General features: G+C 67.9%; 14 protein-coding genes and 1 riboswitch. Of the genes, 8 read left to right on the top strand and 6 right to left on the bottom strand.

Features of this window, described 5'->3' with window-relative positions; genetic code table 11:
* Positions 1-21 precede the first annotated feature (21 nt).
* The 7 genes from ASD34_RS21280 (at position 22) to ASD34_RS21250 (ending at position 6,963) form a co-directional block, all read left to right on the top strand.
* Entirely contained in the window at positions 22-291 is a 270-nt protein-coding gene (locus ASD34_RS21280; RefSeq protein ID WP_056581518.1) for a hypothetical protein, read from the top strand.
* A 57-nt stretch (positions 292-348) separates the two neighbouring features.
* A complete protein-coding gene (lgt, locus tag ASD34_RS21275; protein WP_056581515.1) occupies positions 349-1,179 on the top strand; it encodes a prolipoprotein diacylglyceryl transferase in 831 nt (276 codons plus the stop codon).
* Positions 1,180-1,367: 188 nt separating this feature from the next.
* Positions 1,368-2,036: a GntR family transcriptional regulator gene (locus ASD34_RS21270; RefSeq protein WP_056581512.1), complete on the top strand. Its 669-nt coding sequence runs from the start codon at positions 1,368-1,370 to the stop codon at positions 2,034-2,036.
* Positions 2,037-2,082: 46 nt separating this feature from the next.
* Positions 2,083-3,549, top strand: a complete 1,467-nt coding sequence (locus ASD34_RS21265) for a malonyl-CoA decarboxylase (protein WP_056581507.1) — start codon at positions 2,083-2,085, stop codon at positions 3,547-3,549.
* Positions 3,550-3,639: 90 nt separating this feature from the next.
* Positions 3,640-4,629 carry a Bug family tripartite tricarboxylate transporter substrate binding protein gene (locus tag ASD34_RS21260; RefSeq protein WP_056581504.1) on the top strand — a complete coding sequence of 330 codons (990 nt, stop codon included), beginning with the start codon at positions 3,640-3,642 and terminating at the stop codon, positions 4,627-4,629.
* Complete coding sequence (locus tag ASD34_RS21255) at positions 4,626-5,399, top strand: enoyl-CoA hydratase/isomerase family protein (RefSeq protein WP_056581502.1); 774 nt, start codon at positions 4,626-4,628, stop codon at positions 5,397-5,399. Before ASD34_RS21260 ends, ASD34_RS21255 begins: the two co-directional genes overlap by 4 nt.
* A 16-nt stretch (positions 5,400-5,415) precedes the next feature.
* Positions 5,416-6,963, top strand: a complete 1,548-nt coding sequence (locus ASD34_RS21250; protein ID WP_056581498.1) for a malonate--CoA ligase — start codon at positions 5,416-5,418, stop codon at positions 6,961-6,963.
* 21 nt (positions 6,964-6,984) lie between these two features.
* On the opposite strand, the gene ASD34_RS21245 is transcribed toward ASD34_RS21250, so the two are convergent.
* Positions 6,985-8,049 (bottom strand): phenylacetaldoxime dehydratase family protein, encoded by a 1,065-nt coding sequence (locus tag ASD34_RS21245; protein ID WP_056581495.1) that lies wholly within the window; start codon positions 8,047-8,049, stop codon positions 6,985-6,987.
* 17 nt (positions 8,050-8,066) lie between these two features.
* Positions 8,067-9,071, bottom strand: a complete 1,005-nt coding sequence (locus ASD34_RS21240; RefSeq protein WP_056581492.1) for a carbon-nitrogen hydrolase family protein — start codon at positions 9,069-9,071, stop codon at positions 8,067-8,069.
* A gap of 179 nt (positions 9,072-9,250) precedes the next feature.
* Between ASD34_RS21240 and ASD34_RS21235 the strand changes: the two genes are divergently transcribed.
* Complete coding sequence (locus tag ASD34_RS21235; protein WP_056581489.1) at positions 9,251-10,216, top strand: helix-turn-helix domain-containing protein; 966 nt, start codon at positions 9,251-9,253, stop codon at positions 10,214-10,216.
* 47 nt (positions 10,217-10,263) lie between these two features.
* Here the strand turns inward: ASD34_RS21235 and ASD34_RS21230 are convergent, their stop codons facing one another.
* The 4 genes from ASD34_RS21230 to ASD34_RS21215 form a co-directional block, all read right to left on the bottom strand.
* Positions 10,264-10,689, bottom strand: coding sequence for a universal stress protein (locus ASD34_RS21230; RefSeq protein WP_056581486.1), 426 nt, complete (start codon positions 10,687-10,689; stop codon positions 10,264-10,266).
* Between the two features lie 73 nt (positions 10,690-10,762).
* On the bottom strand, positions 10,763-11,590 hold the full coding sequence (locus ASD34_RS21225; RefSeq protein ID WP_056581483.1) for a sulfite exporter TauE/SafE family protein: 828 nt from the start codon (positions 11,588-11,590) through the stop codon (positions 10,763-10,765).
* A gap of 292 nt (positions 11,591-11,882) precedes the next feature.
* On the bottom strand, positions 11,883-12,218 hold the full coding sequence (locus ASD34_RS21220) for a cell division protein ZapA (RefSeq protein WP_056581481.1): 336 nt from the start codon (positions 12,216-12,218) through the stop codon (positions 11,883-11,885).
* Positions 12,215-12,442, bottom strand: a complete 228-nt coding sequence (locus ASD34_RS21215; RefSeq protein WP_056581479.1) for a hypothetical protein — start codon at positions 12,440-12,442, stop codon at positions 12,215-12,217. The genes ASD34_RS21220 and ASD34_RS21215 overlap by 4 nt, the downstream gene beginning before the upstream one ends.
* A 152-nt stretch (positions 12,443-12,594) precedes the next feature.
* Positions 12,595-12,835: riboswitch (cobalamin riboswitch) on the top strand.
* Positions 12,836-12,838 lie beyond the last annotated feature (3 nt).

Genomic DNA, 12,838 nt, shown 5'->3' with positions numbered 1-12,838 from the left:
GCTTTCAAAGGGACAAGGCAGATGCACACAATCATGGTGATGAGCGGCGGCTTCGCGCTGCTCGTGGTGTTTCTTCTGGCCGGTCGCTTCATGGGCGACGGCTCGTCACTGGCGCTGGCCGTGGCGGCCAAATGGTTCATTCCGGCGTGGTTCATCGGCGCGGGCATCAACATGGCCGTGGGCGTGCTGAAGGCCGGGTACTCGGTGGCCGAGGAGCTGCCGATCTTTCTGTTCGTCTTCGCGGTGCCTGCTTTGGTGGCGGGATTGCTGTGGTGGAAGTTCGGGCGCTGACGTTGCCCTGAATGTCCCCGTGCCGGCGGCGTCATTGCGCCACGGCACAATCGTCGGATGCTCATGTATCCGCAGATCAATCCCGTCGCCTTGCAGCTGGGGCCGGTGGCCATTCACTGGTACGGCCTGACCTACCTGGCGGCCTTCGCGCTGTTCTATTTTCTCGGCACGCGCCGCCTGCGCCACGAGCCGTTCCGCTCGCTGGCCACGGCCGGCGTGTGGCAACGCAAGGACATCGAGGACATCCTGTTCCTCGGCGTCATGGGCGTGATCGTCGGCGGCCGGCTCGGCTACTGCCTGTTCTACAAGCCCGAGTACTACCTCACGCACCCGCTCGAGATCCTCTACGTGTGGCAGGGCGGCATGAGCTTCCACGGCGGCCTCCTCGGCGTGATCGGGGCCATGGTGTGGTTCGCGCGTTCGCGCGCACGGCCGTTCTGGCAGGTGATGGACTTCGTTGCGCCCTGCGTGCCGACCGGGCTGGCGGCAGGTCGCGTGGGCAATTTCATCAACGGTGAGTTGTGGGGCCGCTTCAGCAGTCCCGACCTGCCTTGGGGCATGGTGTTTCCGCAAAGCGGATCGACGCTGCCGCGCCATCCGTCGCAGGTCTACCAGTTCCTGCTCGAAGGGCTGCTGCTGTTCGTGGTGATGTGGCTCTATGCGCGCAAGGAGCGCAAGCAGGGGCAGGTGGCCGCCGTGTTCCTCATCGGTTACGGCGTGCTGCGCTTCGTGGCCGAGTACTTCCGTGAGCCCGACGATTTTCTGGGGCTGCGCGCGCTCAGCCTGAGCCAGGGACAGTGGCTCAGCGTGCCGATGGTGATTGCCGGTATCGCGCTGTGGTTCTGGTTCGGCCGGGCAGGGAAGGCGGGAAGCACCGCGCGCGCCTGACCGCGCGGTTACCTGCACATCGCGGCGCAGCACCTTCGGAGGCGCGCCGCTTTTTTCGTCTGTCTCAGGGTAAGTCCGGGCCGCAAGGACTGGGGGCAGCCCTTGCGTGGCGCTATTGGGACGCTCACAATTACGCGTAATTACAGGAAATTACGCGAAACGCCACCGACTCCCAAAGTCTCGAACGCATGCGCCTGGTCCCCAATTCCCTCCACCACGAAGTTGCCGCCACGCTGCGCGAGCAGATCTTCGACGGCACGCTGGCGCCCGGCAGTTTCGTGGACGAGGCTGCGCTGTGCGAGCGGCTGTCGATTTCGCGCACGCCGCTGCGCGAAGCACTGAAGGTGCTCACGGCCGAAGGGCTGCTGCGCCACGAGCCGCGCCGTGGCTGCTTCGTGAACGAGGTGACGGAGCGCGACCTCGACGAGATCTTTCCGGTCATCGCCTTGCTCGAAGGCCGCTGCGCCTACGAGGCCGCGCGCAACGCCAGCGACGCCGAGCTGAACGAACTCGACGCGCTGCACGAGCGCCTGGTGCGCCACGCCAGGGCACGGCGCATCAACGACTACTACGCCACCAACCACATCATTCACGAGGCGATCATCAAGCTCGCCGACAACAAGTGGCTGGCGCAGGTGATCGGCGACTTGCGCAAGATCCTGAAGCTCGCGCGCCTGCAGCAGCTGCACGCGCCGGGACGGCTCGACCAGAGCCTGTCGGAGCATCTGGCCGTGTTCGCCGCGCTCAAGGCACGCGACAGCGAAGGCGCCGACGCCGCGATGCGCACCCACATGACACGCCAGCGCGAGGCGCTGCGCGAAGTGATGCAACAGCAGAAATCCAGGGTGATGCCGTGACACGCACCACCATCCCCGGCACAGCCAACGGCACAGGAGCAGATCGATGAGTGCGACCGAGTGGTTCCAGGCGCGCCTGCGCATGGGCGAATCGTCCAAGGTTCCCGTGGCGAGCCACGGCGCCACGAAGGGCCCAACTCGCCACGCGCCCAAGCCCAGCGCCCGCACCACCGTCGAGCGGCTGCAGGCCACGCTGCGCAAGGCCGACGAGGCGTTGTCGCCGCGCATGCTGCGCCGCGTGCTCGCCGAGCTGCAGGCCGTGATTGATCCGCGCGTGAGCGAGGTCGAGGGCGGCCGCCGCGCCCATGCCATCGCGCAGGCCTACGCCGCCGCTTCGCCCGAAGAGCGCCGCGACTACTGGGCCCTCATGAGCGAGCATTTCGCCGCCGACGCGGGCAAGCTCAAGAGCGCGCGCGACCAGCACCAGGCCGCCGTCGGTACGCCTGACGAAGGGCAGGCCGAGTTGCGCCTGCGCCGCGCGCTGGTGTCGCCGCGCATGCGGCTGCTGCAGCGCTTCGCGGTGGAGCCCGGTGGCATGCGCTTTCTGGTCGACTTGCGCGCCGACCTGTTGCCGTGCCTGAAGTCCGACAAGCGCCTGCTCTCGCTCGAGGCCGAACTGGAGCAGCTGTTCTCCACCTGGTTCGACGTGGCCTTCCTCGAGCTGCGCCGCATCGACTGGAACTCGCCCGCGTCGCTGATCGAGAAGCTCATCCGCTACGAGGCGGTGCACGACATCAAGAGCTGGTCCGACGTGAAGAACAGGCTCGACGACAGCGACCGGCGCTGCTACGGGTTCTTCCATCCGCGCTTGCCGAACGAGCCGCTGATCTTTGTCGAGGTGGCGCTGGTCGACCGCATCAGCGAAGGCATCGTGCCGCTGCTCGACGAGGCCGCCGTGCCCGTGCAGCCGGCCAAGGCGACCACCGCGATCTTCTATTCGATCAGCAACACGCAGACCGGCCTGCGTGGCGTGAGCTTCGGCGATTCGCTCATCAAGCGCGTGGTCGAGACCCTGCAGGACGAGCTGCCGCGCCTGAAGACTTTCGCCACGCTGTCGCCCATTCCGGGCCTGCGCACCTGGCTCGCCAAGAACGCCGCCGAGCTGCTCCCGCGCGTGGACGAGAAGCGCCAAGCCGAGCTGGGCCGTCTCGTCGGCTCGGTGCCGCCCACGGTCGAGCGCCTGCTGGCCGCGGTCGATGCGGCAGCGGAACTCGACGCCAAGTCGCCGCTGCGCCAGTGGTTGCTGCAGGCTGCGGCCGAGTACCTGGGCCGCACGCTGGTCGACGGCACGCCGGCCGACCCGGTGGCGCGCTTCCACCTGGGCAACGGCGCGCGCGTCGAGCGGCTCAACTGGGCCGGCGATCCGTCGGCCAAGGGACTCAAGCAGTCGTACGGACTCATGGTCAATTACCTGTACGACCTCAAGCGCCTGGACCGCCATCGCACCTGGCTGGCCGAAGGCAAGATCGCAGTTTCGGGAGATATCGAAGGCCTGTTCCTCAAAAAAGGCTGAGTCCGTTCGCTTCGCCGTGGCAGCGCTGCGGCCCGCACCTTGACCGCCGGAGGGCGGCAATTTCCACAACGACGACAGGAGACAAGACAGATGACGCAACAGAGTTTTCAACGACGCGATGTTCTGCGCGCGGCCGCCGCTGCAGGGGCCGTGGCCCTTTGCGGTGGTGTACATGCCCAAGGCTGGCCGACCAAGCCGGTGACCATGGTGGTGCCGTTCCCGGCCGGCGGAGGCACCGACGCCTTCGCGCGCCCGCTGTCGGCCCAGTTCTCGCGTGCGGCAGGCCAGACGCTGGTCATCGACAACCGCGGCGGTGCCGGCGGCACCGTGGGTGCGAGCATCGCGGCCAAGCTGCCGGCCGACGGCTACTCGCTCTTCATGGGCGCCGTGCATCACGCGATTGCACCGTCGATCTACCCCAAGCTCGACTACGACCTCGAAAAAGACTTCGTGCCCCTGATGCTGCTGGCCAACGTGCCGCAGGTGGTGGTGGTCAACCCGAAGCGGGTGCAGGCCGCGACCATCCAGGAGCTGATCGCCACGGTCAAGCGCAACCCCGGCAAGCTCAACTACGGATCGGCCGGCTCGGGCACCTCGCACCACCTCGCGGGCGAACTGTTCAAGCTGCAGACCGGCACCTTCATCACGCACATCCCGTACCGCGGCGCGGGGCCCGCGCTGTCCGACCTGATCGCGGGCAATGTCGACCTGATGTTCGACGGCCTGGGTTCTTCCGCGCAGCACATCAAGGCCGGCCGCATCAAGGCGCTCATGGTCGCCGGTGCCAAGCGCAACCCCGCCTTCCCCGACGTGCCCTGCGCCGCCGAAGTGGGCCTGACCGACTACACCGTCACCACCTGGTACGGCCTGTGGGCGCCCAAGGGCGCGCCGGCCGAAGCGCAGACGCAGATCATCGACACGATGAAGAAGGCGCTCGCCACCGACGAACTCAAGGCCATCTGGGCCCAGAACGGTTCAGAGATTCCGAACGTCACGAACGCCGCCTACGGCCGCTTCGTCAACGCCGAGATCAAGCGATGGGCCACCGTCGTGAAGGCCTCGGGCGCCAAGCTCGAATGAGCGAGCGGCAGGTCTCGCTGCGCCGCGATGGCGCCGTGGCGTTCGTCACGCTGTCGAACCCGGGGCGCCTCAACGCGATGACGCGCACCATGTGGCGCGAGCTGCGCGCGGTGTTCGACGGCCTGCACGGTGACGCCGCGCTGCGCTGCGTCGTCGTGCGCGGGGAGGGCGGTGCCTTCTGCGCGGGCGGCGACATCTCCGAGTACCCCTCGTTCCGCTTCGACGAGGCGAGCCTGCGCGAATTCCACGAGAACGAAGTGTGGGCCGCGTTGCAGGCGATGCTCGACTGCCCGCTGCCGCTGGTGGCGCAGATCGAAGGCGCCTGCATGGGCGCGGGCGTCGAGATGGCCAGCTGCTGCGACATCCGCCTGGCCGGTGCGTCGTCGAAGTTCGGCGCGCCGATCGCGAAGCTGGGCTTTCCGATGGCGCCGCGCGAAGCCGCGCTGGTGCATGGCGCCATCGGCGACGCGCTGGCGCGCGACATGCTGCTGGCCGCCGGCGTGCATGGCGCGCAGCGGCTGTACGACGCGGGCTTTCTCCTGCACGTGCTGCCCGACGCCGAGGTGCCGGCCGCCGCGCAGGCGCATGCGGCGCGCATCGCGGCGCTGTCGCCGCAGGCCGCGCGCCTGCACAAGGCCACCTTCACCGCGCTGAAAGCGGGCGGGGCCGCGGCGCAGCAATTGCTGGCCACGGCCTACGACTACGCGAACTCTCCCGAGCACCGCGAAGGCATCGATGCCTTCCTGGCCAAGCGCACCCCGAATTTTTGACTTCCCGAGCTGTCCGATGAAGAAGAAAGCCTCTCCTCCCAACGCCAACCTGTTCGCAGCCTTGCGCGCGGCCTTTCCTGCCGATCTCGACGCCATCGCAGTCGAGACCGACAACGGCCTGCACTATTCGTGGCGCGACCTCGACCGCGCCAGCGCGATGATCGCCAACCTGCTCGACGGCCTGAAGCTCGAGAAGGGCGCGCGGGTCGCCGTGCAGGTCGAGAAATCGGTCGAAGCCATGCTGCTGTATCTCGCGACCCTGCGCGCGGGCTACGTGTTCTTGCCGCTCAACACGGCCTACCAGAGCGCCGAGATCGAGTACTTCATCGGCAACGCCGAGCCCGCCGTGGTCGTGTGCACCGGCCGCAATGCGGCCTGGGTGCGCCCCATTGCCGAAGCGGCCGGCACGCGCCATGTGTTCACGCTGGACGACGACCGCACCGGCACGCTGCTCAACGCCGCGGCGCGCTGCAGCGACCGCCATACCGTCGCTGCCAAGAAGCCGGATGACCTGGCGGCCATCCTGTACACCAGCGGCACCACGGGCCGCAGCAAGGGCGCGATGCTCACGCACCGCAACCTGCTGTCGAACGCCGAAGTGCTCAAGGACTACTGGGGCTGGACGAAGGGCGATGTGCTGATCCACGCGCTGCCCATCTTTCACGTGCACGGCCTGTTCGTGGCGCTGCACGGTGCGCTGCTCAACGGCAGCAAGATCCTGTGGTTCTCGAAGTTCGACCCCAGGCGCATCGTCGCCAAGCTGCCCGAGGCCACCGTGTTCATGGGCGTGCCCACGCTCTACGTGCGCCTGCTGGCCGAGCCGGGCCTCACGCGCGAGGCAGTGCGCAACATGCGCCTGTTCGTCGCAGGCTCGGCGCCGCTGCTCATCGAGACTTTCGACGAGTGGCGTGAGCGCACCGGCCACACGATCCTGGAGCGCTACGGCATGAGCGAGACCGCCATGCTCACGTCCAACCCGTACGACCCGAAGAAGGGGGAGCGTCGCGGCGGCACCGTCGGCTTCGCGCTGCCCGGCGTGCAGCTGCGCGTGCGCGACGACGAGGGCAAGGACCTGCCGGTCGACGAAATCGGCGGCATCCAGGTGAAGGGCCCCAACGTGTTCGCGGGCTACTGGCGCATGCCCGAGAAGACCAAGGAAGAGTTCACCGCCGACGGTTTCTTCAAGACCGGCGACGTGGGCAAGATCGATGCGCGCGGCTACATCACCATCGTCGGGCGCAGCAAGGACCTGATCATCAGCGGCGGCTACAACGTGTACCCGGCCGAGATCGAGGGCTACATCAACGAGATGGCCGGCGTGGCCGAAAGCGCCGTCATCGGCGTGCCGCACCCCGACTTCGGCGAAGTGGGCGTGGCCATCGTGATCCCCAAGGGCGGCGCCACGATCGACGCCGACGCCATCGTGGCCGAGCTCAAGGCCAAGCTGGCGAACTTCAAGATCCCGAAGCGCTGCTTCGTCGTGCCGGAACTGCCGCGCAACACGATGGGCAAGGTGCAGAAGGCGCTGCTGCGCGCCGAGCACAAGGGGCTGTTCGCCGCCTGAGCTCCGCCGCGCGCCCGGGCTTCAGGCGGCGGGTGCGAGCCCGTTCATCAGCCCGCTGCGCGCGTGGCAGTTGATGTACTCGTAGCTTTGCTCGTCGGCCTGGAGCACCGACACCTCGTGGTACAGGCGCAGGCGCAGCTCGAAGTTCAGCGCCTGCACGTAGCGCATGAAGCTGCCGAAGATCGCGACGTGCGTCGGGTGCGACTCGGCCCAGTGCTCCATGTCGGCCAGCGAGCGCCAGTAGCTCAGGCCGAAGGACTTCTGCAGCGGTGCGCCGTGCGCGTCGAGGTGGTGCATGAACCGGTTGCTGTAGCAACCGATGGGCAGGCCCTGGTCGCGCAGGAAGTCCATGCCTTGGCGCAGCACCGGGGCCATGTCTTCCAGGTAGCGCTGGCGTTCCTGGCCGGTGGTCTCGGTCCATTCTTGGCCCGAACGGATCATCGCGAGGTGCGTGTGGCCCGCGATGCGCACGCGCTGGCCCGGTGCAGGCGTACCGGCGATCACCGCGCGCGTGCCCGAAGGCGCGAGCGCGTCGGCCTGCGCGAGCGGGAGTCGATCGCGCATCGACCCCCAGTAGCCGTGCTCCTGCAGTTCGCCGCTCACACCACCCATCACCACGCCGATGCCCTCGAGGCGGTCTGGCGTGCTGAACAGGGTCTCGAAGTGCGCCGCACGCGGGGATGCGATTTCGCGGAAGTAGCCGAGGCCTTCATGCAAGCGCTCGTCGGCGTTCCACCAGGCTTCGATGGCGGGCGTGGCACACCAGCGCGCGAACGCCGCCGCGTCGGGCCAGTAGGCGATGGCGATCATGTTGTCGAAGCCGTTGGCGTCGACGCAGTGCGTCAGGTCGTGGTGGCCGGGGCCGTCGGGCAGGGCGAAGTCGCGGGCTATTTTCATGAGCGCGGCGCAGGCACGGCCCTGCATCGCCGGCCCGCGCGACTGCACGCCGAAGTAGCCCATCACGACCTGCTGCGTCGCCACGGGCGCGCGCGCCGACCAGCCGGGGTAGGGCGGGGTGTAGTCGTCGCCCATGCGGCGCTCGCGCGTGCGCGGGCAGCACAGGTGTTCGGGAATGGCCGATTCCATGAGGCGGCTCCGTCGGTTCAGGCTGCGATCGGCTCGGGCACGCTGCCCTCGGGCTCCGGCGTGAGCTGCACCACCACGGGCGTGCGTCGCGTCTTGTTTAGCAGCAGCTGCGTGACGTCGGGCCGTGAATAGTGACCGCTCGGATCGGCCGCAGCCTTGGCGAGCGCGATCATGCCGAGGTCGATGTCGGCGACCACCAGGCCTTCGGCGTCTTCGGCCAGCGGCGTGCCCAGTGGCGAACCGTCCGGGCCGTAGATGCGCGCATGCCCGCCGCCGACGCCCAGCATCTGCCGCTTGCCGTCGTCGGTGCACATCAGCTCGCTCATGGCCTTCGACACCGTGGCGCAGGGCGCGATGACGAAGCAGCCGCCCTCGACCGCATACACCTGGCTCGCGGCGTTGTTGACCTCGTGGCCCAGCGCGTAGGCCGCGCCGCGATAGAGCGAGAAGCTCGGCCATGCGCCGCAGTGGATCTGCTCGTTCTGCGCGTACATCGCGTACTTGCTCAGTGGCTGCAGGTGTTCCCAGCAGCACAGCGAGCCGATGTTGCCCAGCGGCGTCTGGACCACGTGCAGGTCGGCGCCGTCGCCTTCGCCGAACACGGTGCGTTCCACGTGCGTGGGCTTGAGCTTGCGGCGCGTCTGCACCGTGCGGCCCTGGTCGTCGATCAGCGCCTGCGCGATGTACAGGCTGCCCGCCGCTTTCTCGCTGTAGCCGAGCGACAGCCAGATCTTGTGCTGGCGCGTCGCCGCCTGCAGGCGTTCGAACTCGGGCGAGCCGATAACCAGCGAGTTGTCGTGGTAGCGCTGCACGAACTGCATGCCCCAGGCCGGCGAATCGAGCCAGACCCACCACGGGTAGCCCGGTACCCAGGTCTCGGGAAAGGCGATGAGCTGCACGCCCTGTTTCGCGGCCTGCGCCATGAGGTCGATGGTCTTGTCGATGGTGGCGTCGAGGTCGAGGAAAACAGGCGCGGCCTGCACGGCGGCGACGCGGAGCTTGGGGTGGACGGTGGTCGGCATGGGGTGTTCTCCAGGGGGCAATGAACGTAACAAAATCCCCACTGTGCGCACCGGGTTTGCGCGGTGGCATGCGGGTTGCATGAAGCGTAAATTCGCGCCGCCGGAACGCCTTGACCCGGATTGGCGGCGTTCTTGTTCCAGCGTTGCATGTGCCTTGCGAAGGCCTTCCGAGGACCCCAATGACCCCCTTGCTCAGCACCGCTGCCGTCCCGCGCGACCAGCGGCTCGCGTACTGGACCGACATGATCTGCAACGTCTACGTGCAGCTCGAATGCGATGCGGTGCGCACCGGCGACGGCGGCGACTTCGAGGGCAGCATCCGCCAGCACGCACTGCCCGGCCTCGGCATGTCGGTCGTGACCTCGCGGGCGCAGAAGGTGATGCGCACGCCGGGCCACATCGCTGCGTCGAGCGACGACTGTTTTCTCGTGAGCATCCAGGCGCGCGGGCAGGGCGTGGTGCGCCAGGACGGGCGCGACGCCGTGCTCGGCGCCGGCGACTTCGCGCTGTACGACAGCACGCGGCCTTACCAGCTGCTGTTCGACCAGCCCTTCGAGCAGATCGTGCTCAAGCTGCCCGGCGAGCGGCTGCGCAGCGAACTGCGCGACACCGAAGCGCTCACGGCCACCACGGTGTCAGGGCGCGAGGGCGCGGGGCACCTGCTGCTGGGCATGATCCGCACGCTGCGCGAGGACTTCGACGCGCTGCAGCCGGCCTCGGCGCTGGCGGTGGCCCATGGCGTGCAGAACATCCTCGTGGCCGGCCTGCAGACGCTGCCCGCCGCGCACGCACCGGCGCTCAGCAAGCTCACGGCGTACCACCTCGCGCGCGTGAAGCAGCGCATCGACGAGCAACTGGCCGATCCGACGCTGTCGGTGGGCACGCTGGCGGCGCAGCTGGGCATGTCGGTGAGCCACATCCACCGCGTGTTCAAGAGCGAGCCGCTGACGCCCGCGCAGTACATCTGGGAGCGCCGGCTCGACGCATGCAGCCGCGACCTGCTGGAGCCGCGCCTGGCAGGGCGGCCCGTGGGAGAGATCGCGTACGGGAGGGGGTTCAACGACGCGGCGCATTTCAGCCGCGCGTTTCGCGAGCGCTTCGGATGTTCGCCGCGCGAATGGCGGCAGCAGCGCTCGCCGCAATGACCGCGGCCACGGCGCATCGGCCGTTGCCGGGTTGACTGGTCTTCTTACTACTGGACCAGCAGCACCGAGATGTCGGTCTCGGCCACGACCTTGGTCGCGACCGAACCCATCAGCGCGCGGCCCAGGATGCCGTGGCCGTGCGTGCCGAGCACGATCAGCTCGGCCTTCGATTCGGTGGCCGACTTGAGGATTTCCTCGGCCGCGTGACCGTGGCGCGCGTCGGCGGTGAAGTTGGCGATGCCCTTCTCGGCGAACCAGGCCTTCACCGGGTCGAGCACCTTGGCGTTTTCCTCGGCGTAGTAATCGGCAACGATTTCCTTGCTGAGGTGTCGTGCCACGTGTCCGGAGATGCCGGTGCAGACGTTCACCACCACCAGTTCATGGCTGTCCACGAACATGGTGCGGTGGGTCAGCAGGTAGTTGAGGGCTTTTTGCGTGTAGGCGCTGCCGTCGACTGCGATGAGAATTTTCATGGCTTTCCTTCTACGACGATGAACAAGTGCTGCATAGGATGGCACAGGAAAGCCGGGGAGTCTTTGATATGCCTCAGCCGCGCAGGCCCTTCCAGAGCATGTAGGCGGCCAGCAGGTACAGGATGCTCGCGAACACGCGCTTGAGCTTCTTCACCGGCAGGCTGTGTGCGGCCTTCGCGCCCAGCGGGGCGGTGAACACGCTGCAGGCCGCGATCACCACGAGCGCGGGCAGCCAGATGTAGCCGAAGGCGCCGGCCGGCAGGCCCTGGACCGACTGGCCGCTGAGCACATAGCCCAGCACGTTGGCCACCGCGATCGGAAAGCCCAGCGCCGCGCTGGTCGCCACCGCGTTGTGGATCGCGACGTTGCACCAGGTCATGAACGGCACGCTGATGAAGCCACCGCCCGCGCCGACCAGGCCCGAGATGAAGCCGATGACGCCGCCCGCCGCCAACTGGCCGCCGGTGCCCGGCATCTGGCGTGCCGGCTTGGGCTTCTTGTCGAGGAACATCTGCGTGGCCGAGAAGCCCACGAACAGCGCGAAGAAGATGGCCAGCGCCGTGCCCTTGAGCAGCGCGAACACGCCCAGGCTGCCCGCGAGGCTGCCGATCACGATGCCGGGCGCCAGGCGCTGCACGATGTCCCAGCGCACCGCGCCGCGCTGGTGGTGCGCGCGCACGCTCGATACCGACGTGAAGATGATCGTCGCCATCGAGGTCGCGATCGCCATCTTCACCGCCAGGTCGGCCGGCACGCCGCGCTGGCCCATGATGATCGTGATGAACGGCACCATCAGCATGCCGCCGCCGATGCCCAAGAGGCCCGCGAGGAAACCGGTGCCCAGGCCGAGCGCGGCGAGTTCGGCGATCAGGAGCGGGTCGAGCAGGGCGGTGAAGTTCACAGGCGGATGAGGGGAAAGGGAGCGGCTGAAAAAGCAACGGCCCCGTGCGGTGAAGCAGGGGGCCGTGGCGAGAAAAGGTGTCTGCAGATGGTGTGCCGGACCCGCATCCTGAACCAGGGTTCAGGTGGGCGAGGGCAGCAAGACTTCGGGTTCATCTGACGCGAGATGATCACGCCCGTCGAGCGATGTACCAAGCCCGGCTCCGGAGAGCATTGGAACAAGGAAATATTAAGCCCGACACGTCTGCAGACGGAGTGGATTTTACGCCCCGTCTGCGCCGCGCCGCGTGCCTTCAGAGCAAATGTCCATCGCCCGCCAGGGCTTGATCGAGTCTCTGAATGAGCTGGGCGGCCTGCGGGTCGGCGTCGCCAGCACTTTCTTCGGCGCGCGGGGCGGCAACAGGCGCCGGTGCGGCGGCAGCAGCGGCCTGCTGGGCTGCGAGATCGAAAGCCAGGTTCAGCGAGGCGAGCACGGCGATGCGATCGCGGGCCTTCACCTTGCCTGCATCGCGGATCTTGCACATGGCCGCGTCCACGCGGTCGACGGCCTCGCGCAGTTGGGCCTCGCCGCCGTCGGGACAGCCGAGCAAATAGCTCTGGCCCATGATCTGTACTTCAATCTGCTTCATGCGTGATGGGAATCTTCGGAAGGGGGTTCGGCCGGCAGCCGTTCGAGCAGGGCATCGAGGCGGGTGCGGGCCGCGGCGAGCCGCGACTTCAGGCCGTCGCGTTCACGCGTGAGCGCATCGACCTGTTCCTGCAACAGCGCATTGGTGCGCTGCACCTCTTCGTGACGCACGAGCAGGCGTTCCACACGCTCGGCGATCTGGTCGATGGGGCTGGAGGCGGGCATGGTTGGCGATTGTAGTTTCCCGGAAATTCGGAAGGTCCGGCGCACCGCGCGGGCGCACGCCAGACGTGGCCGAGATTCTGGGGCCTGCGCCGCCCGCGATCAAACGCAGTGTGGCGTGCCTGCCCCGTGGGCCCGTCTGAATGCCGATTCACCCTAAAATCCCGCCCGTTGGTGCTCGCGGCGTGGTTCGCACGGCGCAGTTCAACGGGAAGCAGGAGTGGACGCCCCCCGGGGTCGAAGCCGCCTGCGCTGCCCCCGCAACGGTCAAGCAGACGACGCCGCAAGGCGTCACCCCTTTCCATCCAGCCACTGGGCGCTCTGAAACAGGCGCCTGGGAAGGCGGCAAGGGGCGATCTGCCAGCCCGGATACCGGCCAACAAGGCGGCTGCCGCATCG

The organism is Variovorax sp. Root473 (assembly GCF_001426505.1).
GTDB lineage: Bacteria > Pseudomonadota > Gammaproteobacteria > Burkholderiales > Burkholderiaceae_C > Variovorax.
This window is presented reverse-complemented; position numbering and strand designations above follow the sequence as displayed.

What these genes read in the sequence shown, in the direction of transcription:
- ASD34_RS21240 (WP_056581492.1), bottom strand. Translation starts at nt 9,071, where the DNA reads ATGCCGACCACCGTCCACCCCAAGCTCCGCGTCGCCGCCGTGCAGGCC.
- ASD34_RS21270 (WP_056581512.1), top strand. Translation starts at nt 1,368, where the DNA reads ATGCGCCTGGTCCCCAATTCCCTCCACCACGAAGTTGCCGCCACGCTG.
- ASD34_RS21220 (WP_056581481.1), bottom strand. Translation starts at nt 12,218, where the DNA reads ATGAAGCAGATTGAAGTACAGATCATGGGCCAGAGCTATTTGCTCGGC.
- ASD34_RS21235 (WP_056581489.1), top strand. Translation starts at nt 9,251, where the DNA reads ATGACCCCCTTGCTCAGCACCGCTGCCGTCCCGCGCGACCAGCGGCTC.
- ASD34_RS21245 (WP_056581495.1), bottom strand. Translation starts at nt 8,049, where the DNA reads ATGGAATCGGCCATTCCCGAACACCTGTGCTGCCCGCGCACGCGCGAG.
- ASD34_RS21265 (WP_056581507.1), top strand. Translation starts at nt 2,083, where the DNA reads ATGAGTGCGACCGAGTGGTTCCAGGCGCGCCTGCGCATGGGCGAATCG.
- ASD34_RS21250 (WP_056581498.1), top strand. Translation starts at nt 5,416, where the DNA reads ATGAAGAAGAAAGCCTCTCCTCCCAACGCCAACCTGTTCGCAGCCTTG.
- ASD34_RS21215 (WP_056581479.1), bottom strand. Translation starts at nt 12,442, where the DNA reads ATGCCCGCCTCCAGCCCCATCGACCAGATCGCCGAGCGTGTGGAACGC.
- lgt (WP_056581515.1), top strand. Translation starts at nt 349, where the DNA reads ATGCTCATGTATCCGCAGATCAATCCCGTCGCCTTGCAGCTGGGGCCG.
- ASD34_RS21230 (WP_056581486.1), bottom strand. Translation starts at nt 10,689, where the DNA reads ATGAAAATTCTCATCGCAGTCGACGGCAGCGCCTACACGCAAAAAGCC.
- ASD34_RS21255 (WP_056581502.1), top strand. Translation starts at nt 4,626, where the DNA reads ATGAGCGAGCGGCAGGTCTCGCTGCGCCGCGATGGCGCCGTGGCGTTC.
- ASD34_RS21260 (WP_056581504.1), top strand. Translation starts at nt 3,640, where the DNA reads ATGACGCAACAGAGTTTTCAACGACGCGATGTTCTGCGCGCGGCCGCC.
- ASD34_RS21280 (WP_056581518.1), top strand. Translation starts at nt 22, where the DNA reads ATGCACACAATCATGGTGATGAGCGGCGGCTTCGCGCTGCTCGTGGTG.